Raw genomic sequence first — 26,887 nt, forward strand, 5'->3', positions numbered from 1 at the left:
CCGCATCCTCCCCGGCGCTTCATAAAAAGCGCGACACTGCATGCACGCTCACCCGAATGAGATGCGCATGCCCGACTCCTCGCAAGCCTCTCCGCTCGATGCATCTTTCGAGATCCGCCGCATGACGCGCGCCGATGTCGATATCGCACTCGACTGGGCCGCACTTGAAGGCTGGAATCCCGGTCTCGACGATGCTCACGCGTTCTACGCCGCCGATCCGCAGGGCTTTTTCATCGGCACATGGAAGGGCGAGCCGGTCGGCGTCATATCGGCAGTCGCCTACGGCGATGCGCTGGGCTTCATCGGCCTCTACATCGTGCGTCCCGGATGGCGCGGCAAGGGCTTCGGCATGCCTTTGTGGCGAGCAGGCATGGCCTATCTCGGCACGCGCAATATCGCGCTCGACGGCGTGCTCGCGCAGCAGGCGAACTATCGCAAGACGGGCTTCGTGCTGGCGTATCGCAACGTGCGGTATGAAGGCGTGGCGCGTGTTTCGGACGAGCCCTCACAAGACATGCCTATCGTCGATGCGCGCAGCGTGCCCTTCGACCGCATGCTGGCCTTCGACACGCTGCACTTTTGCGCGCCACGTGCCGCATTCCTGCGCGCATGGCTCGATGCGCCGAATGCACGCTCGGTCGCAGCACTCGATGGCGATATGCTTCGCGGCGTCGGCGTGATGCGCCGTTGCCGCGCGGGTCACAAGATCGGGCCGCTGTTCGCCGAGAACCTTCAGGTGGCGCGCGCACTGTTTCGCGCGTTGACGTCGGGCGTGGCGAATGAACGCATCGTCATCGACGTGCCGGAGGGCAATGCGTCGGCCATCGCGCTGGCGCTCGAACACGAGATGACGAACGTCTTCGAAACGGCGCGCATGTACACGCGTACGCCGCCCGAATTGCCGCTCGGCAAAGTGTTCGGCGTGACGAGTTTCGAACTCGGCTGATGCGGCCTTTTGCAGGCGCGCGCGCTCTCAGGTAACGTTCGATGTTGAGCCCCATCTCAAAGGCACGTTCATGAGCCACGACCACGACCACGATCACCATCACGAAGGCAGCACGCTCTCCGACATGGACCTGCGCGTGCGCGCGCTCGAATCGCTGCTGGTGGAAAAAGGCTATGTCGATCCGAATGCGCTCGATGTGTATATCGAAACGTATGAGCATCGCGTGGGACCGCGCAACGGGGCGCGCGTCGTCGCGAAGGCGTGGAGCGATGCCACGTTCCGCGCGTGGCTGCTGGAGGATGCGACGGCCGCGATCGCATCGCTCGGATACACGGGACGTCAGGGCGCGCACATGATCGCGCTGGAAAACACGGCGGACGTGCACAACATGGTGGTCTGCACGCTGTGTTCGTGTTATCCGTGGTCGGTGCTCGGATTGCCGCCGGTCTGGTACAAGTCCGCGCCGTATCGCTCGCGCGCGGTGATCGACCCGCGCGGCGTGCTCGCGGATTTCGGCGTGCAACTGCCCGAGCGCGTCGAATTGCGCGTGTGGGATTCCACGGCGGAGTTGCGCTATCTCGTGCTTCCCATGCGTCCTCCGGGCACGGATCATCTCGACGAAGAAGCGCTTTCCAAACTCGTCACGCGCGATTCGATGATCGGCACTGGCCTCGCGCTCACGCCGGGCACGAACGAAGGAGCATCGGCATGAATTCGGCACACGACATGGGCGGCATGCAGGCGTTCGGCCCCGTGACGCAGGACGCCTGCGATGCACCGGGCGCGTCGCCCTTTCATGCGGCGTGGGAGCGTCGCGTGCTCGCGCTCACGCTGGCGATGGGCGCGACGGGGCAATGGAACATCGATACATCGCGGGCGGCGCGTGAAAGCCTGCCGCCCGCGCAATATCTTGGCAGCACGTACTACGAAATCTGGTTCGAAGGGCTCAAGAAGCTGCTGCTTGCAAAGGGTCTCGCGAATGCCGATGAAATCGCTTCGGGCCAGTCGCAGGAAGCGCCGAAGTCGAACGTGCGCGCCATGCAATCCGCCGATGTTCCCGCCGCCTTGCTGCGCGGTTCCCCAACCGAACGCACAGCCGATGCGCCCGCGCGTTTCGCTCCCGGCGACGCAGTGCGCGCCAAGGTGATGAACCCGTCCACGCACACGCGTTTGCCGCGCTATTGCAGAGGCAAGCTCGGGCATATCGTCGCGGTGCGCGGCGCGCATGTATTCCCCGATGCCAACGCGCTCGATCACGGCGAGCATCCGCAATGGCTTTACACGGTGCGCTTCGACGCGGCCGAATTGTGGGGCGAGGACACGACCGCATCGGCGGTGTTCGTGGATTGCTGGGAACCGTATCTCGAAGCGGCGGCACGCGCATGACCAATACGCAAGCCTTGCCCGATCTGCCATTCGATACAGACAACCCGGTGTTCCACGCGCCGTGGGAAGCGCAGGCGTTCGCCATGACACTCGCGCTGCATGAACGCGGCATCTTCACGTGGAAGGAATGGGCGCACGCCTTGAGCGAGACGATCAGCGAAGCGCAGGCCGAAGGCGATCCCGATCACGGCGATACGTACTACGCGCACTGGCTGCGCGCGCTCGAACGCATCAGCACGGCGAAGGGCTGCACGAACGATGAAGCCCTGGCGCGGCGTCGCATCGAATGGGACGAGGCGGCGCGCCGCACGCCGCACGGCCAGCCGATCCATCTGCGGCGCACTTTGCCCGACGCCACGCTCGATGCATATCGCGCGGCGATCTATCGCATCCACGTCACGCCTGCGCTCGATATGAAAATCGACGTAGCGAACGATGCGTTGTCCGCGCTCATGCAACAGAACAACGCAACGAGCGCGGTCTTCGTCACGGCATTCAATCCGTTTGGCCGTAAGCTTGATGCATCAGAGAATGCGAAGCGCCAAGCCGCGCTGAACGCGTATGTCGAACGAATGGGCTTGCGCGCGTTGTCCGGCGCAGGGCTCGATCCAAAAAACGAATGGCAGGCGGAAACGAGTCTCTTGGTTCTCAACGCCACGCGCGAACAGGCCGATGCGTTCATGCTCGCCTTCGAACAGAACGCGGTCGTATTCGTCGAGCTTGCCGGCGTGCCTGAGTTACTGCTGCATCCGCATGTGCGCTGAATCTTGAGCGAGCTTCCATCGCATGTGCGGCGTATCGTGCTGCCCGAGCATGTGCCCGACGATATTCGCGTGTGGCTCGTGGAAATCGATCCGAGCGCGCCGTTCGATCTTGTCCTCAGCGAAGCCGAACGCGCCCGCGCGCAACGCTATCTCAGGCATGCGGCTGGTGCGCGCTTCGCCACCGTGCGCGCGGCGTTGAGAACGCTGCTGTCGCTTCATGTCGATGAAGACGCGGCGAGTCTCGTCATCGAAACGGATTCGCATGGCAGGCCCACACTTGCGTTGCAGAATGCGCCGGACTTCAACGTGTCGCACTCGGGCGTTTATGGCGCGATTGCGTTGTCATCGACAAGACGCGTGGGAATCGACATCGAGGAAGCGCGCGTATCGCTCGACTGGCAAAAGCTGACGCGCATGGTGTTCTCGAACGCAGACCAGCAAGCCGTGGATGCCATGCCCGCCGAAACACAACGCGCGGCGTTCTTCGAATGCTGGAGCGCAAAGGAAGCGCTGCTCAAGACGCACGGCACCGGCATGGGCGCGGGCGCGCTCGACATGGACACGTTCTCCGTGATGCCATGCATGCACGACCGCTTTGTCTTGTCGCAAAACGCGGGCGCGTTCGCGGTATCACGAATCAAGGCACCTTCAGGCTACGCCGCAGCGCTTTCCTGGTCGCTTTGATGCAGCGCAATGTTCACGCCGTCTCGCGCTGCAAATCGCGGTGCGTGAGATACAGCCGCAAATCGAATTCGATCTGATGGTAGCCCGGCTGCATGAGTTCGCACAGTCGATAAAACGCCTTGTTGTGCTCGCTTTCCTTGAGATGCGCCAGCTCATGCACGACGATCATCCGAAGAAACTCGGGCGCGGTGTCCCTGAACAACGACGCGATGCGAATCTCTTTCTTCGCCTTGAGCCGCGAGCCTTGCACGCGTGAAATGGCCGTGTGCAAGCCGAGCGCGTGACGCAGCACATCGAGCTTGCTGTCGTAGAACACCTTGTCGATGGCGGGCGCGACGCGCAGGAATTCCTGCTTCAGTTCGCTGCAAAACGCGTACAGCGCGCGGTCCGATTGCACGGCGTGCTTCTCCGGATAACGCGTGTCGAGATACGTGCCCAGTTGCTGCTGGGCAATCAATCGACGCACCTTGTCCTGCAGCGTGTTCGGATAGGCGCTCAGGTATTTCAGTTGTTGCATGACGGCGAGAGTGGCGAAACGTTGAATGCATGGCGCGCGCTGTGCCAGACGAACGAGTCATGACATCACGCGGCGTTCTATTGACCATTCTAGTCATTGATCCGCCGTCTCGCTTCCTTCGTTATCACAAGCGTGTTTCCACGCATGCATTTCCGTAAGTTTATGTTTCCGGGTGCGCGGCGGGGTTGGGCGCATGCGAACATTCGCGCTTTAATTCGCGCGCACCCGAAGGCAGGAACGAAATGGCATCGAGCAAGGCCCATCACGCCACGGGATTCGCGGCCGGCATCATCGCGGCGGCGCTCGTCAGCGCATCGGGCATGCATGCGAAGACCCACGCGAACGCGGAGTATCTTTCGTGCGGACTGGCGCTGGTCGCGGCGATTGCGGGCGCGACCGCGCCGGATTGGCTCGAAGTCGCGTGGTGGAGCCGCGCGCGGCGCTTGTGGATCACGCACCGCACCTTGACGCATTGGGGCGTGGCCTGGATCGCGCTTTGCGCAGCGTCATACCATTCGCTGGGACGCTTTCCCGGCGCGCCGTTCGTGTTCGGTTTCGCGTGCGGCGGCCTCATGCATCTGTTCGCGGACTGGCCCAATCCGCTCGGCGTGCCGTGGATTCGCGCGCGTCATTCGCTCAATCTCTGGACGAGCGGGAAGTGCGACGCCATCGTCGTGGCCGCTTCGTGGGCGGCGGCCTTGTTCGTCGCGGACGGTGTCTGGTTCAATCATGTTTATGGGCGCATGTTGCTCGGCGAGTCGCAAGGTATCGTCGAGGCGGTGCGCGCTTTCTTCTGACCTTGCCGGATATTGCGGATTTGCCGATGACATCGATCAACACGTTCAAGCGCTTTTTCCTTCTCCTCGGTCTGTGCGCCGCGCTTTTGAGCTTCGGCGGCTGCGCGAGCTTTTTAGGCCGCGACGACATGCGCGTGAGCGTCGCGGGCATCGAACCGCTTCAGGGGCAAGGGCTGGAAATGCGTTTCGCGGTGAAGCTGCGCGTGCAGAATCCGAACGATGCACCCATCGACTATAGCGGCGTGGTGCTCGATCTCGACCTCAATGGCCGCGCCTTCGCGAGCGGCGTGAGCGATCAGAGCGGCACCGTGCCGCGTTTCGGCGAAGCCTTGCTGTCGGTGCCGGTGACCGTATCGGCATGGTCGGTCGCGCGTCAGGCGCTCGGCTTCGCCAACGGCGACACGACGAGCCGCGTCTCCTACACGGCGAGCGGCCGGCTGGCGGGCGGCGTGTTCGGCGGCGCGCGCTTCTCCGACAAAGGCGTGATCGACATTCCCACCGGCGCGAATTGACGCGTGTCTCAGGAAGGTCACCATGACCGGCTAAGGTAAAGCCAGGCTCCGTTGTGCATCCGCACATGATGGACCAAGGCAGCCGCGTGCATCGCAGCGCATAATCGCCGTGAGCATCAAGACTCGGAGGACACCATGCTGGTCAGGAACGAAGCGCAGGTGGAGCACCTCATCAACGATCTTCTCGACTTCGCGCGCGCGCGATTGCCCGAGCCCGCCTTCGCGCTCATCGAGCCGATGCTGCGCCACTACTACGATCAGGTCGATGTCGAGGACATCGCGAATCGCGACGTCGCGGACCTCTACGGCGCGGCCATGGCGCACTGGCAGACCGCGCAGAAGTTCACCGGCCGCCACGAAGTGCTGCGCGTGTATAACCCGAATCTGGAGCAGCATGGCTGGCATTCGGACCACACGGTCATCGAGATCGTCAACGACGACATGCCTTTTCTCGTCGATTCCGTGACGATGGAACTCAACCGCCTCGGCCTCGCGCTTCATTCCGCGATTCACCCGGTCTTTCGTGTATGGCGCGCGTCTGGCGGCGCGCACGCGGGCGATATCGAACGCGTCTGTCAGGGCCACGCGGATGCAGGCGAGGGCGCATCCGAACTCGAATCGTTCATCCATTTCGAAGTGGACCGATGCAGCGAAGCGGAACGGCTCGACGAAGTGCGCGTGAACATCGAGCGCGTGCTCGGCGATGTGCGCGCAGCGGTCGAAGACTGGCCGAAGCTGATCGAAGCGGGGCGCGCGGCCGTCGCCGAACTCAAGGCCCGCGAAACCACGCCGGACGGCATCGAGTCCCGCGCGTTTCTCGAATGGATGGTGAACGATCACTTCACCTTTTTGGGCTGCCGCGATTACGAACTGGTCGAACACGAAGGCGCGCCCGCGCTGCGCGGCGTCGCGGGTTCTGGCATGGGCCTGTTGCGCGAAAGCCTGCGCAAACCCGCCGCGAACGACATCACGCCCTTGCCGCCGGGCGCGGCGGCGATCATCGAAGGCGCGGCGCCGATCTTTCTCACCAAGGCCAATTCGCGCGCGACGGTGCATCGGCCGGGCTATCTGGATTATGTCGGCGTGAAGCGCGTGTCGCCGGAAGGCAAGGTGATTGGCGAGCGGCGTTTTCTGGGGCTTTATACGTCCACCGCGTATTTTCTTTCGACCTCCGAAATACCCATTGTGCGGCGCAAGTGCGCGAATATCGTGCGGCGCGCGGGGTTTCTGGCGAAAGGGCATTTGCATAAATCGCTGGTCACGGTGCTGGAGCAGTACCCGCGCGACGAGCTTTTTCAGGCCGATGAAGACGATCTCTTCGATACCGCCATCGGCGTATTGCGTTTGCAGGAGCATCAGCGCACAAGGCTTTTCGTGCGGCGCGACCGCTTCGATCGCTTCGTGTCGTGCCTCGTGTTCGTGCCGCGCGACAAGTTCAATACCGACCTGCGGCGGCGCATTTCCAAGGTGCTGATGGAGGCGTTCAACGGCACGAGCATCGAATTCACGCCGCAGTTGTCGGAGTCGCCGCTGGCGCGCATTCATATCGTGGTGCGGGCCGAACGCGGCGCGATGCCCGAAGTCGATACGCGCGAACTCGAAACGCGCGTGGTGCAAGTGGCGCGCCGCTGGCAGGACGATCTCGCCGATGCGCTCATCGACCGTCGTGGGGAAGAAGAAGGTAACCGCTTGCTGCAACGTTATGCGGACTCGTTCCCGGCGGGCTATCGCGAGGACTATCCGGCGCGCACGGCGGTTCGCGACATCGAGCTGATCGAGGAAACGCACACGCGGCCCGGTGGCATCGCGATGAGTCTTTATCGGCCGATCGAGGCGGGCATCGATACGAAGAAGCGCGCGTTTCGCTTCAAGGTGTATCGCGTGGGTGAGCCGATTGCGTTGTCGTCCAGCTTGCCGATGCTTGAACATCTCGGCGTGCGCGTCGATGAGGAACGCCCCTATCTGATCGAACCCGTGGGCGCACCGAACGCGTGGATTCACGATTTCGGCCTTGAATTGCAGGACGATGTGGAGTTCGACATCGACCGCGTGAAGCCGCTGTTCGAGAACGCGTTCGCAAGCGTGTGGTCCGGTGAGATCGAGAACGATGATTTCAATCGCCTCGTGCTGCGCGCGCAGTTCGATTCGCGCGATGTCACGATCATGCGCGCATACGCCAAGTATCTCCGGCAAGTCGGCTCCACCTTCAGCGATGCCTATATCGAACGCGCGCTGACCGGCAATCCGGGGATTGCGAAAAAGTTCGTCGAACTGTTCATGGTGCGCTTCGATCCCGCGCGCCACGGTGCGCCCGAAGACCGCGAACGCGCCGCGCAACGCGTGCTGGACGATATCGAAGCCGCGCTCGACAAAGTGCCGAATCTCGACGAAGACCGCATTCTGCGGCAGTTTCTCGGCGTGATTTGCGCGACCATGCGCACCAATCATTTCCGCCGCGAACCGAACGGCGATCCGCGTCCGTATCTTTCCTTCAAGCTCGATCCGTCGAAAGTGCCCGGCTTGCCCGAGCCTAAACCGATGTTCGAGATCTGGGTCTATGCGCCGCGTGTGGAAGGCGTGCATCTGCGTGGCGGACGTGTGGCGCGCGGTGGGTTGCGCTGGTCGGATCGACGTGAAGACTTCCGCACGGAAGTACTCGGTCTCATGAAGGCGCAGATGGTGAAGAACGTGGTGATCGTGCCGGTCGGATCGAAGGGCGGCTTCGTCGTGAAGAATCCGCCGCCTGTTTCGGATCGCGAAGCATTTCTCGCGGAAGGCGTCGCGTGTTATCGCTTGTTTCTGCGCGGCCTGCTCGATGTCACCGACAACCGCACGCCCGATGGCATCGTGCCGCCGCCCGACGTGGTGCGCCACGATCCCGACGATCCCTATCTGGTGGTTGCCGCCGACAAGGGCACCGCGACGTTCTCGGATTACGCCAACGCGCTCGCCCACGAATACGGCTTCTGGCTCGACGATGCCTTCGCTTCGGGCGGCTCGGTCGGCTACGACCACAAGAAGATGGGCATTACCGCGCGCGGTGCGTGGGAATCCGTCAAGCGGCATTTCCGCGAGATGAACGTCGATACGCAGACGACCGATTTCAGCGTGGTCGGCATCGGCGATATGTCGGGCGATGTGTTCGGCAACGGCATGTTGTTGTCGCGTCATATCAGGCTGATCGCGGCGTTCGATCATCGGCATGTGTTTCTCGATCCGATGCCGGACACTGAGGCGAGTTTTGCGGAACGTCAGCGGTTGTTTGCATTGCCGCGTTCGAGTTGGGCCGACTACGATTCCACCTTGATTTCCACGGGCGGCGGCGTGTATGCGCGCACTGCGAAGACCATTCCGGTTTCGCCGCAGGTGCAGAAAGTGTTGGGTATTTCTGCATCGACGCTTGCCCCTAACGAACTCATTCGCGCGATATTGCTTGCGGAAGCGGATCTGCTTTATAACGGCGGCGTCGGTACGTATGTGAAGGCAAGCGGCGAAACGCATGCGCAAGTTGGCGACAAGACGAACGACGCCGTGCGCGTGAACGGTGCCGAGCTGCGCGTGAAAGTGGTCGCGGAAGGCGGGAATCTCGGGCTGACGCAATTGGGTCGAATCGAGTTCGCGCAGAATGGCGGGCGCATCAATACGGATGCGATCGATAACTCGGCGGGCGTGGATTGTTCGGATCACGAAGTCAATATCAAGATTCTGCTGGGCCTGATCGTCGCGGATGGCGAGATGACCGAGAAGCAGCGCAATGTGCTGCTGGCCGAAATGACCGATGAAGTCGGCCTGCTCGTGCTCAAGGACAATTACGCGCAGACGCAGGCGCTGTCCATCGCGAAGCGTCACGTGGCCGATACGCTCGATGCCGAAGCGCGCATGATGCGCTTTCTCGAACGCATCGGCCGGCTCAAGCGCAGGATCGAGTTCCTGCCTTCCGATGACGACATCGCGGAACGCGCCGCTGCGAAGCAAGGGCTGACGTCACCGGAACGCGCGGTATTGCTCGCGTACGGAAAGATGTGGCTCTACGACGAACTGCTCGACTCCGATGTGCCCGAAGATGCGCTCGTCGCGGACCTTCTGCCGGATTACTTTCCGAAGCCCTTGCAGGCGCGTTACGGCGCGGCCATGCAGCGGCATCCGCTGAAGCGCGAAATTCTCGCGACGCATCTGACCAACGCGTTGGTGAATCGCACGGGCTGCGTGTTCGTGCATCGTCTGATGGAAGAAACCGATGCGCGTGCGAGCGATATCGTGCGCGCGGCGCTGATGGCGCGCGATGTGTTCGGGCTCGATGCCTTGTGGCGGAGTATCGACGGGCTGGACAACATCGTCGCGGATGAAGTGCAGGCGCGCATGTTCCTCGAAGTCGTGCGTCTGCTCGATGACACCTCGCTGTGGTTCCTGCGGCATTTGAAGCATCACGGAGCGAATGTGCAGGAAGCTCGTGCCGTGCTCGCGCGTTGCCGCGAAGCCGCGCAACGGCTCGCGCCGCAATTGCCCGCGCTGTTGCCGTCCGCGCAACTGGATGCATGGTATGCGCGCCGGCGTGAGCTTGAAGATGCGGGCGTGGAGAGCAGTCTTGCGGCGCAAGTGGCAAGCGGCGAGATTGCGACCGCCGTGCTCGATAGCGCGGAAGTGGCGGCGTGTTCGGAGCGCAGTCTGGAGCTCGTGGCGAGTGTGTATTTCGGCATCGGGACGTTGCTGGATTACAGCGGTATCGCGGAACGAGCGATGGCCTTGCCGGTCGCGACGCATTGGGACTTGCTCGCGCGCGCGGCCGCGATGGAGGAGTTCGCGCGCGTCAGGCGTGCGTTGACGGTGAGCGCGCTGGAGCAGTCGCGGGGCATCGATGCGCCGGATGTGATCGTGGAAAGCTGGCGTGCGAAACGCGCGGATGCGATTGAGCGGTATACGCGGTTGCTGGCGGAGTTGCGGGCGAGTGGGACGGCTAGTTTGTCGATGTTGCTGGTGGTGGTGAGGGAGTTGGTGGCGTTGGAGAGGGTTTGACTTGGGTTGGGTTTGCGTGGAAGGGGCTGCTGTTGGTTGGGTCTTTATTGCAGTAGCCGCCTCCCCGGCGGGGGGGTAACTTTCTTTGCTGCTGTGTATAGACGGGAGACATCGCTGACAAACGTACGAGGACATGGTTGACACTTTCGGGTACTGAAACCCCGGTGCCGACCATGACTTGGAACATAAAAGACACGATGAGCCTGCGACAAGAATTCGTTCATTTGGCCACTCAACACACCCTCACGATGACGGAGTTGTGCGAGCGCTTCAACATCAGCCGGCAGACCGGCTACAAATGGCTCAAGCGGGGCGAACAGGCGCTGGCCGATCGCTCGCGCCGTCCCGCCAGCAGTCCTTCGAAGAGTTCTGAGGCTATCGAGCAGGAAGTGGTTCGACTGCGTCTGGCCCATCCGTGCTGGGGCGGACGCAAAATCAGCCGACGCCTTCAGGATCTGGGCTTTGAAGGGGTGCCGCACCCCAGCACCGTGACTTCGATCCTGCATCGGCACCAACTCATCCTGCCGGCCGAGTCGGCGCGGAGCGAGCCCTGGAAGCGCTTTGAGCACGCGCAGCCCAACGCGCTCTGGCAGATGGATTTCAAGGGACACTTCGAGACGCTGGACAAGCAGCGCTGCAGTCCGCTGACCGTGCTCGATGACCATTCGCGCTTCAATATCCTGCTGCGTGCCTGTGGCCCGACCGACACCGCAGCCGTGCAGGCGGGGCTGTGCGAGGCGTTCGCACGGTATGGCTTGCCTGCGCGCATCAACACCGACAATGGTGCGCCGTGGGGCTCGCCCAGCAGTCCGGGGCAACTCACCGAACTGGCGGTGTGGCTGATCCGGCTGGACATCGGCATCAGCTACAGCCGGCCCTATCACCCGCAGACCAATGGCAAGGAGGAACGGTTTCACCGCACCCTGAAGGCCGAAGTCCTGAACGGGCGATGCTATGAGAACCTGGAGCGCGTGCAGACGGTGTTTGAGCGCTGGCGCATCGTCTATAACTGCGAGCGGCCGCACGAGGCAATCGGCATGGCCACCCCCGAGAGCCGTTATCGGGCAAGCTCGCGCGCGTATCCCTCCGTCCTGCCGGAGATCGAGTACAGCCCGGACGACGTGGTGATGAAGGTCAGATCGGGTGGGCGCGTGGACTTCGAAGGACGACGCATCAAGCTATCCAACGCGCTTTATGGGCTGCCGGTTGCGGCTCGTGCAAAGCCGGGTGAAGACGGGGTATTTGACGTCTGGTTTGCCCATCATCGGATCATGACACTTGACCTGAGGAGCGAAAAAGCCTGACCATAAAACTGTCAACGATGTCCTCGTACATCTGTCAACCATGTCTCCGGTCTATACACTGCTGCAAAGAAAGTCACCAAAGAAAGCAGCTTTTACCCCATGCACGATGGCTGGAGAGGGTGGTCTGGATTAACTGATGCAGTGGCCGCGTTAGGATGTCCCTCGGTTGGTTAAGCGTGTGGGCAACCTTGCGATTTAGCGCTCGAAGTCTTTAGTGTTAGTGGACCGCATTCATTCTTTCGGCCATGCGCTGCGCGCGCCGAGAACTTAAGAACGGAATCCCGCAGCGTATTAGCGCCCAGCCAAATCATACGTCACCGCTATTTCGTTATTCGGCCCTACCTCGGTAAGTGCTTTTGGGCAAAGCGCACACACCAACGCAAGTCACCTTTTAGTCGAAGCACTAACCAAGGTAGGGCCGAATAGCAATCCTGCGGAGAAGTATGAGGTGGCTGGGCGCTTATAGGCTGCGGGATTCCGTTCTAAAGCTCTCGGCGCGCGAAGCGCATGGCCGATTGAATGAATGCGGTCCACTAAGAGAAGATTTTTCGAGCGCGTGATCGCGAGGTTGCCTAAGCGGCTTGATTTGCGCGGAAAGTCCTATTGCGGCCACTGCATCGTTAATTCAGACCACACTTTCCAGCCAGCGTGCGGAGGGGTAAAAGCTGCTTTCTTTGGTGACTTTCTTTGCAGCAGCAAAGAAAGTTACCCCCCCGCCGGGGAGGCGGCTACTGCAATAAAGCCACAAACAAGCGCAGCCCCTTTCATGAAAGAACCACAAAATCCAACCTATCTAAAACTCACTTCCGCTTCTTCCCCCGCGCCACCGTAGGCGGCGTCAACACCGCAGTCCAAAAATCCGCCACCTGTTTCTGACTACGCCTGGCAGCCGTCCCAGCTTGACGCTTAACCTCCGCAGTAGCCCGCGCCCGCGCCGTCCCAGCGACCGAATTCGCGCCCGAAAGCCACATACTCATAAAAGGGTTCTTCTTAGTCCAGGGATTCTTCATGAGGATCGCTCGGTAGGATGACAATGCCAAGATAAGCGCACACCGCATGCCCAGCCGAAACATCACAATAACCAAAACAATCCACGTAAATCACCCGTAAAACGAAACACTCCTACATCGCGCGCAGCAAGATGCCATTGTGTACGCGCATTCTGTTTACAAACTATTCGGCACCGCCTACCATTTTTCTCACCCCGGCGCTCGTGTTCCCATTGCACCGGGCAACACAGATGAAGGTTTCATGCATGTCACCCGCTCTCGCGCGATGCCGTGTGGGAGCCTGACAGGAGCACGGGGTCATGGCTATCGCGCACGTCGCAGCGGTCATCCGGTCTGTGTGGTTCGGGCTTGCCATCGCTCCGCCGAAGTGGCACAGACGCGTCCTCTCTTCTCCCGCAATACTTCCTTCCATGTTCAGATCGCGTGTTCGTCTTGTCTCGCGCAGTCCTGAACATGCGGCAATGCCGATCTTGCGCGAGACGGCGCTCAAGACATTGGCGGATACGCTCGAACGCGTGCCCTTGGCCATGCTGATGATGAGCGCGGACGGACACATCGCGTTCGCGAACGATAGCGCAGAAAAACGCTTCGGCTACGCGCGGCAAGAGATGGCCGGCATCCTCGTCAACGCGGTTCTGCCCGACATGCAAACCACGAACGGCGAAACCAGCATGACGCTGTTCGCCCGCCGCAAGGACCATACGCACTTTCTCGCCGATGTCAGCCTGAGCGCCATCAACGGCGATATGCCGGGCACGCTCGCCGTGGTCACCGATCGCACCGGTCAGGACGAACTCGCGCGCAACCGGCAGGAACTCGCGCATCTGACACGCGTGTCGATGCTCGGCGAACTCGCGGCATCCTTGGCGCACGAACTCAATCAACCTTTGACGGCGATGCTGAGCAACGCGCAGGCCGCGCAGCGTTTCATGAATCGCGAGCCGATCGATCTCGAGGAAATGCGCGACATCCTGCGCGATCTCGTCGCCGATACTAACCGCGCAAGTGAAATCCTGCGACGCATTCGCGCGCTCGTGAAGAAGGGCGAACTGGAACTCGCGCCCGTGTCCGTGGTGAGCGTGATCGGCGATGTCGCCTTGCTCGTTCATAGCGATGCCATCGTGCGCGGCATCGACGTGAAGCTCGATATCGATCCGCACTTGCCGCCCGTGCGCGGCGACCGCGTGCAGTTGCAGCAAGTGGTGCTGAACCTGCTGCTCAACGCCTTCGACGCGATGGATTCACGCAGCGCACCACGCACCGTCCTCGTGCGCGCAGTGCGCGATGACACGGGACACATTCGCGTTTCCGTGCGCGACGAAGGTCACGGCCTCGATGCCGCGATTGCCGCGCATCTCTTCAAGCCGTTCTGCACGTCCAAGCGCGATGGTCTGGGTCTGGGATTATCGATCAGCCGCTCCATCGTCGAGATGCACGGCGGCCGCATCTGGGCGGCCAACAATGCGGAGCGTGGCGCGACGTTCTTCTTCACGTTGCCGACGGAGGCGGGCTCGCGATGAGCGCCATCGAACCGCTCGTGTTCATCGTCGATGACGACGACAGCGTGCGCCGCGCGCTGACACGGTTGATCGGCGCGGCAGGTTATCGCGTGGCGGCGTTCGCATCGGCACGCGCGTTTCTCGACGATGCGCCCATCGCGCATGGCCGCGCCTGTCTCGTGCTCGATGTCCAGTTGCCCGGCCTCAACGGCCTCGAATTGCAGCAGGCGTTACAGGCGACGCAAGCCGCGCTGCCGATCGTGTTCATCAGCGGACACGGCGATATTCCGATGACCGTCGCCGCGATGAAAGCCGGTGCAACGGATTTTCTTGCGAAGCCCGTGACCGAGGCGGTTCTGTTGAAAGCGGTAAGCGCGGCGCTAGAGCGTTCCGCTCGATCGCTCGCCATCAATTCGGAGATCGAAGCTATTCGACGGCGCGTGGAGCGACTGACGCCGCGTGAGCGCGAGGTCTTGATACTGGTTGCGAGCGGTTGGATGAACAAGCAGGTGGCAAGCGAGCTTGGCACGGTGGAAAAGACCGTGAAGGTTCATCGGGCGCGCGTGATGGAAAAGATGGAGGCGCACTCGCTCGCGGAGCTGGTGCGCCTGTCCGACAAGGCCGGCCTGGTCGCCGTGGCCGAGAGGCGGCAGCTTTAGTGAGCGTGGCCGTTCGGGAAGCCTGCGTCGCCCATGGTGTGCGTGTTCATGTCGCGGTTGCCTTCCTGGCGATTCGGCGCCTGATGCTCGTCGCGTGCTTCATGACGCTCGCGGTTATCACGGTTGTCACGCGCTTCGTGGCGATCACGGTTCTCGCGGCGCTCGTCATGGCCACGGTTCTTTTCGTGGTGCTCGTTGAAGCGATGATCGTTGAAGTGATGCTCGTCGCCATGATGCTTGGCAAACGCGGTGGACGACAGAGCAGCGATGAACAGTGCGACTACGAAACGAGCTTTCATTCGATCAATCCTCGATGGAACGTGCAAGCCGACATGGCTCGCGACGCCTTCAAGAACGCATAGGCAGCACGCACGTTGACGGAATGCATTCCGTTGTAAGGACATTCAACATTTGTTATCAAATCTGCCTAGATGCTGCGCACATACAGATTGCGCACAACGCGCATGCTTAAAAAATAAAAAGCTAAGGCATCCGGAACAATCAGCATGAAACGCTGAATTCCATTCGAACTGCCTGGCCGATGCATGCTAGATGCGATGCATGAAAGCGCTCGGTATCGCCCTTTACATTCAGTAAGTCAGCGCCTTTAATCAACGTTGCATCAAATCTTTCCGTTGCGTTCATGCGCGGCGGTTCCTTGCGCTTTCGCGTACCCGATGGCAGGGTCTGGCACGACGCAGCGCGCGACTCAGGCAGCGAGGTCCACAATGATCGACATTCCGCGCGAAGCGGTGGAAACACTTAAATCATCGATGAGAGGCACGGTTATCACACCGTCCGATCCCACTTACAACGAAGCGCGCGCTGTATGGAACGCGACCATCGACCGGCGTCCCGCGTTGATCGCGCGTTGCGCGGGCACGGCGGACATCATGACCGCAATGGCCTTTGCGCGCGAACACGGCTTGCTGTTGTCGATACGCGGTGGCGCGCACAATATCGCGGGCAGCGCCGTCAGCGACGATGCGCTCATGCTCGATCTCTCGACTCTGCGCTCGGTTCGCATCGACCCGAAGGCGAAGCGTGCATATGTGGAGCCGGGCGCGCTGCTCTCGGACTTCGATCACGAAGCGCAGGCGTTCGGTCTTGCCACGCCGCTCGGCATCAACTCGACGACGGGTGTCGCGGGTCTTACGCTCGGCGGCGGCTTCGGCTGGCTGAGCCGCAAGTTCGGCGTGACGGTCGATAACCTCGTCGCGGCGGAAATCGTGACGGCGGATGGTCAATGGCGGCGCGTGGACGAAGAACACGATGCCGATCTGTTCTGGGCTTTGCGCGGTGGCGGCGGCAACTTCGGCGTGGTGACGCTGTTCGAGTTCAGGCTCCACGAAGTCGGGCCGCAAGTGTATGGCGGGTTGGTCGTGTATCCGCTCGAACAGGCCGCGCAAGTGCTGCCGAAGTATCGCGAGTTCGTGAACGCAAGTGCGGACGATCTGACCGTCTGGGCCGTGATGCGCCTGGCTCCTCCGCTGCCGTTTCTGCCGCCCGAGGTTCACGGCAAGCCGATTGTCGCGCTGGCGTGCTGTTACATCGGGCCGATCGAAGACGGCGCGCGTGCGTTGGAAGCGGTACACGGTTTCGGCACGCCCTACGGCGAACATCTTGGTCCGATGCCTTTCGCCGCATGGCAGAAGGCGTTCGATCCGCTGCTCACGCCCGGCGCACGCAATTACTGGAAGTCGCACAACTTCGGTTCGTTAAACGATGAAACGTTCGACATCCTGACGAAAGCCGTGGAGAACCTGCCATCGCCGCATTGCGAGGTATTCATCGGCGCGATGGCGGGGCAAACCAACCGCGTTCCCGCCGATGCCACCGCCTACGCGAATCGCGAATCCGCGTACACGATCAACATTCACGGACGCTGGACCGATGCGGCTGACGACGAGCGATGCATCGGCTGGGCGCGCGACATGTTCGCCGCGATGACGCCGCACGCGCTCGGCAGCGTGTACGTCAACTTCATGACGGGCGAGGAAGGCGAGCGCGTGAAGGCCGCGTATGGGCCGAACTTCGAGCGGCTGGCGCAGGTGAAACGGCGCTACGATCCCGAGAACGTGTTCCGCAGCAATCAGAACATCGTGCCGGCGGCGTGAGCCTGGCGTCGATAAAATCAGCGCCGTTGCAGATGGCGTTGTGCGCCGCGGGCTTCGTCGCTCGCGGCGTCTTCCTTGTTTTCTTCGTAGACGAGCTTGCGTGTTTCGTGGCTCAACTGCTCGCGCAACAACACGAGAAATCTGGGATCAACCGCAAGCCTCAACCGGTCGAAACGATGCTGGGTGCGGCTGCGTTCCAGATACTCCGCGATGCTGCGCGCGAAGCGTTCGCTGGCGCTGTCGTCCTGAACGGTTTGATCCTTCGATTGAACAACGCGCGCGGCGGGATTGCGTAAATCCTCGACTTGCTGGAGATCGAGTTTCAACCCTCGTGTCTCGAAGATTCTCGCGCGGCTGACATCCGCGGCGAGAACCCAGGTGATGACCGTCATGGTGCGCCTCCTCCGCGTCGCTGCGTTCGCGGGTGTTCTATTGTGCGCTTATTCGAAGGCGTTGGCGCTTGTTGGAGGCATCACTTTTTGCTCGCATCGCAGCATAATCATTGGCTTGAGAATGCGAAGAACCAAGCAGCAGTCAAGAGAACGCGCTGCTGCATCGCGCCATGACGTTTATGTCTCGCTCCACATACGCAACAGGTTGTGATAGCAGCCGACCAGCGTGCGCTTGGCGGCTTCGTCGCCGTTGGTCGCGTTCAGGCGTTGAATGGAATTGTCGAGATCGAAAAGCAGGGCGCGTTGGGCATCGTCGCGAACGAGGCTTTGCGCCCAGAAGAAACTCGATACGCGCGCGCCTCGCGTGACCGGCCGCACCTGATGCAGACTCGTCGCAGGATAGACGATCGCATGACCCGCCGGCAGTTTCACTTCCTGCACGCCGAAGGTATCTTCGATGATGAGTTCGCCGCCGTCATAATCCTCGGGACGCGTGAGAAACAGCGTGACGGACACGTCCGTGCGCACGCGCGCACCATGACCGGGCACGATGCGGATCGCGCCATCGACATGACTGCCGAAATGCATGCCGCCTTCGTAGCGATTGAACAGCGGCGGATACACGCGGTTCGGCAGCACCGAACTGATGAACAGTGGATGCCGCTCCAGCGCGCCGACGATCACATCGCCGAGTTCATGCGCGATCGGCGAGCCTTCCGCGATCTGCTGATTGAGCTTGACCGGCGCGCCCTGATAACCCGCTGTCGCGCGGCCATCGACCCAGGCGTCGCTGGCATCGAGCCGCGCGCGCATGGCGGCGACTTGTTCGGGGTTCAGGACATCCGGTATGGAAAGAATCATTGCGATGACTACCCTCAATGGAACGCGCGCCGCTTCGCTGAAAGCGGCGCGCGTGCATCAATGCATCAACGGAAACGATAATTCAGTGTGGCGATGAACGTGCGGCCGATGCCCGGCACCGCGCGTCCGCCGTCGGACGGAATCAGCGAGTCGTAGTACTTCTTGTTGGCCAGATTCCACACGTTGAACTGGATATCGTAGCGTTTCTGATGATACGCGGCCATCGCGTCCCAGCGCACGTAGCCACCGACCTGCACGAGATCGTTGTTCGCCGCATAGCGCGACGAGATGTACGACGGCCCGCCGCCGATCTGCCATTCGTGCGTGAAATCGTAAGTCGTCCACAGCGTCAGCATGTGATGCGGCGTGTTGGCAAGCTGGTTGCCGGTGGTGCCATCCTTGGCCGACAAAACCGTGCCGTCCATGTAGGTGTAGCCGCCGAACATCTGCCATTGCTTCGTGATGTGACCCGCCACGCCGAGCTGATAGCCGCGCACGCGGACATCGCCATCGAGCGTGTAGCTGCCGTCCGAGTTTGCCGTGCGCGCGTTCGTCTTCTCGATGTTGAACAGCGATTGCGTGATCGACAAACCGCCGTTGAGCAGATCCCACTTCGAGCCGACTTCATACGACTTGTTGTGCTCCGGCGGCAGGTTCTGCTGGCCGTTGGTGAGCGTGAGCGCTTCCAGCGAAGGATCGAACGACGTGCCATACGATACATAGTACGACTGCGCTTCTGTCGGTTGCCACACCACGCCGGTGCGCACGCTCGTGAAGTAGTTCGTCTGCGTCGCGTAACCCGGCGCGTTGATGCTGTTGTTGAGCGACGCTTCGTAACGGTCCCAGCGCACGCCGCCGATCCACTTCCAATGCTCGCCGAGCGAGATCGTATCGTTCAAATACAGGCCGATGCCATTCGCGCTCGACTCCGCGAGATTGGTCGCCACTTCGCGATAGTTCGCGGGACGCGTCACGTAGGACGGATTGACGAGCGGCACGATCGCCAGCGTGTTGGACGGCAGGCCCGGTGTCGTCGCGGTGAAGCTCTGGTTGCTGTACGTCTCGTGACTCAGATCCACGCCCACCAGCATGTCGTGCTTGATCGGGCCGGTCGCGAACTTGCCTTCGAGATCGGTCGTGTTGTAGACCGAGTGATCGTTGATGTTGCGGTCCTTGCCCTGCAAGCGCACGAACAGTGACGACAGCGGCAGCGCCGTGTAATTGCCGTTGGTCAGCGCCGTGGACGTGCCGAGCGGGCCGGTCAGCACGGCGGCGGCGTTGGTCGCGCGCGCTTCGGTGCTGTAGTGGCTGAACTGCGTCTGGTTGCGCAGCGTGAACATATCGTCGAAACGATGCTCGATGCGCGCGTTCACCGTCTGCACGTCCTGGATCGTGCGGTCGTCGGTGAAGCCGTAGAAGGTCTTCGTATCGACCGGCGCGGGGTGGCCGTTCAGCGGCGGAATGCCGTAGTCGGGCTGATCGCGGTTGTGTTGGATCAGCGCGGACAAGGTGACCTGCGTCGGCGTGCCGATACCGAACTTTACTTCCGGCGCGATGCCGTAATCCTTGTTGATCATCTCGTCGCGCGTGGAACCGAGCGACTGCCCGAACGCGTTGATGCGGAACGCGGAGGTATCCGTCATCGGCTGATCGATATCGACCGTGGTGCGGTAGCGGTCGTGCGTGCCCGCCTGCACGGAGACATCGGCGCGCGGCTTGAGCGTCGGCTGCTTGCTGACCTGATTGATGACGCCGCCCGTCGAGCCGCGCCCGAAGTACAGCGAGGACGGGCCGTACAGCACGTCGATCGATTCGAGGTTGAAGGTGTCGCGATAGTACTGGCCGCGATCGCGAAAACCGTCGAGGTAAATATCCGTGCGCGCCGAGAACCCGCGCAGGTTGATGTTGTTGCCGATCTGGCCGCCTTCCGCCGCGCCGAGCGTGACGCCCGGCACGTTGCGCAATGCATCGGAGAAGGAACTGACGGCTTGCGAATTGAGCACGGCTTTCGGCACGACCGTGACGGCCTGCGGAATGTCGCGCAGCGCGGTCGGGACTTTTGCGCCGACGCTGGACGTGTCCGGCTGGAAATCCGGTGCGTCGGCGGTGCCGGTGACTTTGACGGCGGGAAGGGCGGTGGTATCGGCTGAAGCAGAAGCGGGTGTTGCAGATGATGCGGCGGGAGCTTGCGATGCTGCTTGCGGTGCGGTCTGAGCGTATAACGGCGCGGCCATTGGAACCGTTGCCAGCGTGACCAAAGCCGCGGCAAGCGGCGTTTTCCTCAACATTTGTCGTTTCCCCGATGCTTGTTAGTGAGAGTCCGGTGGGCAGAGAAGCGGGTTTTCATCTGCCGATGGAGTGGGCCCAGCCGGCGGAACTGCCTGCGGCGAAGGCCCGATTGCGCGCTGTTCACGCAGCCAAGTCATAGGGGTCGCCTATGGCTGCGATAAACTAAATGCGAATCAGTATCATTACACACGACAGAAATTTTTGGAAAGAAACATTGCGGAATGCAGGTTTTTTGAGACGAGCGTGACGTCCGCGCAACGGTTTTAAGCGTTTGCAGAGCGTGCTTGAGAATGCGTGAAGGCCGTCGCTAAGGGCGCGGCGAACGGTTCACGCAAACAGGAAGGGGATTCGAAGCGATTGCGGACAGTTGGGAAACTGCAGGGGCAGCGGCGACTTTCAAACGAAATCGCCGCTGTCCTTTTAATTCGCCATCGACAAATACGGCGAACTGAACGCCTGCGGCGGAAACACCGGCTGCGCCACGCCGCCTTGCTTCGTGAACGTATAGCGCACATAAACCGCCGCCAGCCATTCGCGATACTGATACGCGTTGCCGAACGATGCCGTCGCGCCGAACGCCAACTGCGGCGCGAGCTGATATTCGCCCGTCGCGTTGAGCGAATACGACACGCCCGTCTTGCTCGAACCCGGATACACCGCGCCCGAATCAGGATTGAGCGTGGAGCCGGACGCCGTGTTCTGACGGCCGCCATCGGTCGGGAAGTAGTTCGACGCATCCTGACGATAATGCTGCACGCCGATCGAACCCTTCACGTCATAGCTGAACATGCCCGTGCGGCCCATGTACTCGACCGGGAAATTCAGGATCACGTACTGCTGCGGGCTGAAGTAACCGCCTTGCCCGTACGTGAAGTAGGAAAGGTTCTTGTCGTAGTGCATCAGCGTCGTGTTCGCGCCGACTGTCAGCGTCTGGTCCGCATCCTTGATGATGCGCGTATAGACGCCGCCGCCGCCCTTTTCGGCCGTGTTGGTCGCGACGTTGTGGCCGTCGAGGAACTGGAACGCGGCGTTCACATAGACGCCGTTGGTGCCGTCGTCCCAGCCGAGATCGCCGCGTGCGCCGCTCGATGTGACGCCGCCCCATTCGAGGCCCGCGCCTGCATCGCGTGCGCCGGCGTAGGACAAGAGGCTGTCGGTGACCGCGCGTCGCGCGATGGCGAGCGAATACGACACCTTGTCGGTGATCGCGTTCTGATACTGCAATCCGCCCACGACGTTCGTTTGCCGGAAGCCGAGCGGCGTGGTGCCGACATCGGCCTGAATGTTGCGGTTTTCATAGCCGAGCGACAGGCCCACGCCGGTCGCCGTCTGCGAGCCGAAATCGTTGCTCAGCGTGGCCGTGTTGCCGGGCGTGCCCGCGCCGTTGCTCGTGCCCGCGCCGAAGCGCGCCAGCGTGTTGGGCGTGTTGCCGGCGTTGCTGGCATCGAGCGTGACGGGCGTCGCGCGCACGACGATATGTCCGTTGCCCGCCTTGATGCGGCCTTCGATCGGCGCTTCGATATCGGTCAGGTTCGACAGGCCATCTTCGCCGTTGCGATTGCGGAAGATGACGCCGCCCGACACCGTGCTCGCCTGTTCGCGATTGATCGCCGCGAGTTCTTCCGCGACGCCCACGCTTGGCGGACTGGCTACGGGCGCGGGCATGCCTGACGCACCGATCGATGCCGCGCGCTGGGCGGCTTGCGGTTGCGGCGGGTAGTAGGGCTGACCGTATCCGGCGGGCGGCTGCGGGATGTATGGCTGTTGCGCGTATTGCGGTGCGTATTGTTGCTGCTGATACGGTTGTTGCGGATACGGTTGTTGATACTGTTGCTGCGGCGCGTTGCCATACGCATAAGCAGGCTGCGCCGCCTTCGTGTTCTTGCGCTTCGACACCGGCGGCGGTGCGTAGGCGTTGGCCTGTGCATCGCGGGCGGCGGGGGACATCGGCCAGGGCGAATTGTTGTAGCCGTCGGGCGGCGCGCTGGGGTACATCGGCGCTTGCTGTTGTGCGTAGGGCTGCTGATACGGCTGCGCGGGATAACCGTTCGCGTCTTGTCCCGGATACGGCTGGAGCGGTGCGCCGCCCGCTTGCGCAGCACCGTATGAATCCGCACCGTAGCCACCGGCTTGCGCAGAACCATACGCATCGCCGCCATAACCCCCGCTTGCAGCCGAGCGCGGCGCATTGGCCGGCGCGCCGGGAGCCATCGACGGGGCGGAGTAAGGCGCGACATACGGCGCCTGATAGGGCTGATTGGGCGGCAGATAGGTCGGCACGGCTTGCGGATAAGTCTGTGTGGTGGCGGGTCGATACACATTCGCGCTGTTCGCCGTGAGCGACGAAGCAGCGGTCGTATCGACGGCGGTCCTGCCTTCGAACGGATTGGTGCCCGGCAGCGGCATCGCGCCGATGCGGTTCATCGCGGCCTGCCAGTCACGCGGCACGCGGCTGTTCTGGCCGCCGCCCGCCGCCATCGCGGGCGTATTGGCCGCAACCAGCGAGCGTTGCAGGAATTGCGCGGCGAGGTCGAGCTTGCCTTCTGCGCGATACATCCGCCCGATCGCGGCGAGCACGCCCGGATCGTTCGGCGCGGCTTCGTACGCTTGATTCGCGAGCGTTTCCGCCAGCTTGAAATCGCGCACGCCGCTGGCCGCCGACATCGCCGCCGTCTGCAAGGCGATGTCATCCGGACGACGCGCGAGCGCCGTCTGATAGCACGTCAGCGCGTTGCGATCATCGCCCGCCGACGTGTACATGCGGCCCAGCGCGGCTTGCAGATCGGCGTTGTCCGGCATCGATGCGAGCCACGGCGAAATCACGTCGTACGCAGCGGCGAGATCGCCGCGCTGACGCACCGCATCCGCCTGTGCGATCACGATACCCACGTTCAGATTGTCGAAGTCGCGGCGCTGCTGCGTGGTCAGCGAGGTGGCGGCGAGGCGTCGCATCACCGAACCAAGTTCCGCGTCCTGATGCGTCGCCGACAAAATGCCCGCGTATTGCAATTGCAGGCCGACATCGTTCGGCGCATTGGCGACTGCACCACGAATCAGCGCCAACGCGCGCGACGGATCACCCGCCTTCACATACGCCGATGCCACCGCGCCCGTCAGTTCCGCATTGCCCACGGCGACCGGTTCGGCCCGGCGCAAAATCGCGAACGCCTGCTGATTTTGGCCAGCTGCGGCCGCACGCGTCGCAAGTTCGGCCTGTTGCTGCACCCACAAACGATGTTGCAGCCCGCTCATCGCAGCGGTGCGCTGCGCCGCCGGAATGCGATCGAGTTGCGCGAGTCCCGCCGACCAGTCCTGCGTTTCGGCGGAAAGCAGCGCGCTTGCGTAAAGCGCATCCGTCATGTCGGGATGGGTCGCGAGCAGGCCGTCCATCATGCTGCGCGCGTTGCCCACCGCGCCTTGCCGAACGTAAATGCGCGCGAGATCGAGCCGCAGCCACGGATCGTCGGGACTGTTGAGCAATGCGTCTTCAAAGAGACTGCGCGCCGTGCCGAGATCGCCACGCGCTTCGGCGGCGCGCGCCTGTGCCGCCTGCGCCTCGCCACGCAGCTTGTTGATGCCGCCCGCCTTCGTCTGCTGTTCCGTGTTGAGGCGATTGGCGAATTCGAGCGCTTCATCGCCGCGACCTTGCGCCGCGAGCGCGCCGACCAGCCCGCGAATCGCATCGGGATTGTCGGCCTGACGCCGCAGCGCCATGCGATACGCCTGCTCCGCGCCACGCGGGTCACCGTTGGCAAGCAGCATTTCGCCGAGTTGCGTCTGGGCGGTGACATCCGACGGATTCACGGCGATGGCGCGTTCGAACAGCGCCTTCGCCTGCGCGATCTGCCCGTTGCTGCGCGCGCCGATGGCATCGCTCGTGTAAGTCCAGTAGGTCGCGCTGGTGAGCGCGTCTTTCCAGCGCGCGGCATTTCCCGCCCGCGATGCGCGTTCGAGATAATTGCGCGCTTCCGAAAAATGCTCCTGCTTGAGCGCGACGACGCCGAGCCCGCCGAGGGCATCGGCATCGTTAGGGTTGCTGGCGAGCACCGACGAGAAACGCGCCTGCGCCGCCACCAGATCGCCGCGATCCACCGCCGCGAAACCTTCGGCCACCGTGCGTCCGCGCGCATTGACGACGGAATCCGCCTGCGCGCGTTCGCGGGCCGCGCTGTCTTGCTGCACCATCGAATCGAAGCGCGCTTTCACGGCGGCGTCATCCGGCGAGCCTTGCAGATAGGCTTGATACAGCGGTGCATCGGATGCCCGCGCGCCGAGCCACAACAACGCCTGACGCCAGCTTTTACGCGCCGTCGCGCCAACCGTGTTGTCATTCGCGAGCTTCGCCAACCGGTCGATGCCATCGCGCCGCGTCGAATCGCGGTAGGTCAGATGTTGCGCATACGCCAGCGCATAGCGCGGATCGTCGGGATTCTGGCGCGCAAGCTGTTCGAGTCCGCGACGCGCTTCGTCCCAGCCTTGCGGCGTGGCGGCGAGCGCCTGGTAATACTCCAGTTGCAAGCCGGGCGTCGCGGGCTTGCCTTCGATCGCGCGCTTGTATTCCTGCACCGCCGACGCGCTTTGTCCGCTCTGCGCGAGACGGCGCGCATCGTTGACGGTCTGATCGCGCGAACTGGTTTCGCCCAGCCGCCGCCCGAGTTCGTCGATGTTTGGATAGCTAGGCGCGACCTGCCGCAACTGCGCGAGATATTGCTGCGCGCCGCTGCCGTCCTTGCGGTCCGCGAGCACCATGCCCATGCCGAACAGCGCATCCGGCTGCTGCGGATTCACGCGCAGCACCTTCTGCCACGCCTGTTCCGCGAGATCGCCGCGCTTGTGCGCCTGCCAGTATTTGCCTTGATCGATGAGCACCTGCAACGGATCGCTCGTCTGCGCCGATGCCACAACCGGCGTGAGCGTGGCGAGCGCCGCCGCGACGTGAAGCGCCAATGCGCGTTTCCTGACTCGCATCAGCATGCGCTTCTCCAGTTCGGGACCAGGCGGCCGTTGTCGTCGAAGCGATAACGCCCCTCGACGAAACCGCCGCCGAACAAGCCGAGCACGCGGTCGTAGTAGACCGGTTCGCGGCCCACGCTCACCGGCGCATCGAGCGCGGCCAGATGCGCGCGCGCGAGGCCGAGACCGTGTTCGTCGTTCAATGCCTTGAAATACGGCGCGAGCGCGCCCCAGTAGGACAACGGACCTTCGCCGGTCGGCGTGCCCGTGATCGTCGAAACCTTTTCCGGCGGGAAGCCGTTCTGCGCGACGCTCTGGCGCATGCCGGAAAGCGCGTCGAGCCAGCCGCGCGCGAGCGGATCGCTGGCGGGCGTCATGCTGGCCCAGAGATAGACGCGGATGGCGTCGTAGCTGCCGACATCGCCATTTTTCGGATCGACGACGAACTGGCCGCCCGCGCTTGTTTGATTCGTTTGATAGGCGGCCCAGTCGGGCGCGTAGCCGCGTGGCGCCGTCACCTTGACGAGCCGTTGCGCGTTGTTCGCGAGCTTCGTCCACGGACCGTCGGGCATCTCGTGCGCGAGACCGCGCAGAAGCGGCAAGGGCAGATAGCTCGGGTTCAGGCGCGTCACGTCGCCGGTGCGGAAACCTTGCGGGCCGGGCAGCAGCATCGCGCCGAGGTCGGGCAGATCGACGACTTCCTGTTTGACGATCTGCGTCGCCATGGCGTAAGCGAGCTTGGTGTACGACGGCTCTTTCCACAGGCGTCCGGCCTGAAAGAGATCGTAGGCGATCCACAAATCCGAATCGGAAGCCGGGTTCGGGTCCATCACGCCGAACGAGCCATCGGCGCGCTTGCCCCATTGCCACGCGGGCAGGCGAACGTTTGCGGCATCGAACTGACTGGCGGACAAGTTGGCGCGCGTCCACGACAGCATGCGGTCGAAGCTCGCGCGGTCGTTCGCGACGAGCGCGAAGAACAGGCCGTACGACTGGCCTTCGGACGTGGTTTGCTGCGCTTCGGTCGAACGGTCGAGCACGCGGCCATCCGCCTGCACGACCCGTTCGATGAACAGACGGTACGCAGGCCAGTCGCACTGCTGGGCGACGTTCGCGGCCTGCGCGCTTGCCGACGATGCGGCGATGATGGCTCCGGTCAAAACGCTGGCGGTGGCAGCCCGCAT

19 protein-coding genes are annotated in these 26,887 nt (G+C 62.6%); 12 read left to right on the forward strand and 7 right to left on the reverse strand.

Annotated features, from left to right (window positions below; translation table 11 throughout):
* Positions 1 to 67 precede the first annotated feature (67 nt).
* The 5 genes from ACZCWR_RS18220 to ACZCWR_RS18240 all read left to right on the forward strand — a co-directional run bounded on the left by ACZCWR_RS18220 (position 68) and on the right by ACZCWR_RS18240 (position 3,780).
* Positions 68 to 946, forward strand: coding sequence for a GNAT family N-acetyltransferase (locus tag ACZCWR_RS18220; RefSeq protein WP_487304385.1), 879 nt, complete (start codon positions 68 to 70; stop codon positions 944 to 946).
* A 70-nt stretch (positions 947 to 1,016) separates the two neighbouring features.
* Positions 1,017 to 1,658 carry a nitrile hydratase subunit alpha gene (gene nthA, locus ACZCWR_RS18225; protein WP_487304386.1) on the forward strand — a complete coding sequence of 214 codons (642 nt, stop codon included), beginning with the start codon at positions 1,017 to 1,019 and terminating at the stop codon, positions 1,656 to 1,658.
* On the forward strand, positions 1,655 to 2,332 hold the full coding sequence (nthB, locus tag ACZCWR_RS18230) for a nitrile hydratase subunit beta (protein ID WP_487304387.1): 678 nt from the start codon (positions 1,655 to 1,657) through the stop codon (positions 2,330 to 2,332). The genes nthA and nthB overlap by 4 nt, the downstream gene beginning before the upstream one ends.
* Complete coding sequence (locus tag ACZCWR_RS18235) at positions 2,329 to 3,096, forward strand: nitrile hydratase accessory protein (protein WP_487304388.1); 768 nt, start codon at positions 2,329 to 2,331, stop codon at positions 3,094 to 3,096. Before nthB ends, ACZCWR_RS18235 begins: the two co-directional genes overlap by 4 nt.
* Before the next feature lie 3 nt (positions 3,097 to 3,099).
* On the forward strand, positions 3,100 to 3,780 hold the full coding sequence (locus ACZCWR_RS18240) for a 4'-phosphopantetheinyl transferase family protein (protein ID WP_487304389.1): 681 nt from the start codon (positions 3,100 to 3,102) through the stop codon (positions 3,778 to 3,780).
* A gap of 13 nt (positions 3,781 to 3,793) precedes the next feature.
* On the opposite strand, the gene ACZCWR_RS18245 is transcribed toward ACZCWR_RS18240, so the two are convergent.
* Positions 3,794 to 4,297, reverse strand: coding sequence for a YgjP-like metallopeptidase domain-containing protein (locus ACZCWR_RS18245; protein WP_487304390.1), 504 nt, complete (start codon positions 4,295 to 4,297; stop codon positions 3,794 to 3,796).
* A 242-nt stretch (positions 4,298 to 4,539) separates the two neighbouring features.
* Between ACZCWR_RS18245 and ACZCWR_RS18250 the strand changes: the two genes are divergently transcribed.
* From ACZCWR_RS18250 to ACZCWR_RS18275, 6 genes are all read left to right on the forward strand, one after another.
* Entirely contained in the window at positions 4,540 to 5,094 is a 555-nt protein-coding gene (locus ACZCWR_RS18250) for a metal-dependent hydrolase (protein ID WP_487304391.1), read from the forward strand.
* Positions 5,095 to 5,129: 35 nt separating this feature from the next.
* Positions 5,130 to 5,606, forward strand: coding sequence for an LEA/WHy family protein (locus ACZCWR_RS18255; RefSeq protein WP_487304738.1), 477 nt, complete (start codon positions 5,130 to 5,132; stop codon positions 5,604 to 5,606).
* 135 nt (positions 5,607 to 5,741) lie between these two features.
* On the forward strand, positions 5,742 to 10,619 hold the full coding sequence (locus tag ACZCWR_RS18260) for an NAD-glutamate dehydrogenase (RefSeq protein WP_487304392.1): 4,878 nt from the start codon (positions 5,742 to 5,744) through the stop codon (positions 10,617 to 10,619).
* A gap of 173 nt (positions 10,620 to 10,792) precedes the next feature.
* The gene (locus ACZCWR_RS18265; RefSeq protein ID WP_487300626.1) at positions 10,793 to 11,923 is read left to right on the forward strand and encodes an IS481 family transposase; all 1,131 of its coding nucleotides are present in this window, start codon (positions 10,793 to 10,795) and stop codon (positions 11,921 to 11,923) included.
* A 1,471-nt stretch (positions 11,924 to 13,394) separates the two neighbouring features.
* Positions 13,395 to 14,453, forward strand: coding sequence for a sensor histidine kinase (locus ACZCWR_RS18270; protein ID WP_487304393.1), 1,059 nt, complete (start codon positions 13,395 to 13,397; stop codon positions 14,451 to 14,453).
* Entirely contained in the window at positions 14,450 to 15,091 is a 642-nt protein-coding gene (locus ACZCWR_RS18275; protein ID WP_487304394.1) for a response regulator transcription factor, read from the forward strand. Before ACZCWR_RS18270 ends, ACZCWR_RS18275 begins: the two co-directional genes overlap by 4 nt.
* Here ACZCWR_RS18275 and ACZCWR_RS18280 read toward each other — a convergent pair.
* Positions 15,088 to 15,390 carry a hypothetical protein gene (locus tag ACZCWR_RS18280; RefSeq protein ID WP_487304395.1) on the reverse strand — a complete coding sequence of 101 codons (303 nt, stop codon included), beginning with the start codon at positions 15,388 to 15,390 and terminating at the stop codon, positions 15,088 to 15,090. The two genes, ACZCWR_RS18275 and ACZCWR_RS18280, sit on opposite strands and share 4 nt — an antisense overlap.
* A 429-nt stretch (positions 15,391 to 15,819) precedes the next feature.
* Between ACZCWR_RS18280 and ACZCWR_RS18285 the strand changes: the two genes are divergently transcribed.
* Positions 15,820 to 17,208, forward strand: coding sequence for an FAD-binding oxidoreductase (locus ACZCWR_RS18285; RefSeq protein ID WP_487304396.1), 1,389 nt, complete (start codon positions 15,820 to 15,822; stop codon positions 17,206 to 17,208).
* Positions 17,209 to 17,225: 17 nt separating this feature from the next.
* Here ACZCWR_RS18285 and ACZCWR_RS18290 read toward each other — a convergent pair whose 3' ends face one another.
* The 5 genes from ACZCWR_RS18290 to bcsZ all read right to left on the reverse strand — a co-directional run bounded on the left by ACZCWR_RS18290 (position 17,226) and on the right by bcsZ (position 26,887).
* The gene (locus tag ACZCWR_RS18290) at positions 17,226 to 17,600 is read right to left on the reverse strand and encodes a host attachment protein (protein ID WP_487304397.1); all 375 of its coding nucleotides are present in this window, start codon (positions 17,598 to 17,600) and stop codon (positions 17,226 to 17,228) included.
* A gap of 177 nt (positions 17,601 to 17,777) precedes the next feature.
* A complete protein-coding gene (locus ACZCWR_RS18295) occupies positions 17,778 to 18,461 on the reverse strand; it encodes a Fe2+-dependent dioxygenase (protein ID WP_487304398.1) in 684 nt (227 codons plus the stop codon).
* 65 nt (positions 18,462 to 18,526) lie between these two features.
* Positions 18,527 to 20,749 (reverse strand): TonB-dependent receptor, encoded by a 2,223-nt coding sequence (locus ACZCWR_RS18300; RefSeq protein ID WP_487304399.1) that lies wholly within the window; start codon positions 20,747 to 20,749, stop codon positions 18,527 to 18,529.
* Between the two features lie 421 nt (positions 20,750 to 21,170).
* Complete coding sequence (locus ACZCWR_RS18305) at positions 21,171 to 25,718, reverse strand: cellulose biosynthesis protein BcsC (RefSeq protein WP_487304739.1); 4,548 nt, start codon at positions 25,716 to 25,718, stop codon at positions 21,171 to 21,173.
* Positions 25,718 to 26,887: a cellulose synthase complex periplasmic endoglucanase BcsZ gene (gene bcsZ / locus ACZCWR_RS18310; RefSeq protein WP_487304400.1), complete on the reverse strand. Its 1,170-nt coding sequence runs from the start codon at positions 26,885 to 26,887 to the stop codon at positions 25,718 to 25,720. Before bcsZ ends, ACZCWR_RS18305 begins: the two co-directional genes overlap by 1 nt.

It is taken from the genome of Caballeronia sp. A2-2, assembly GCF_057612605.2.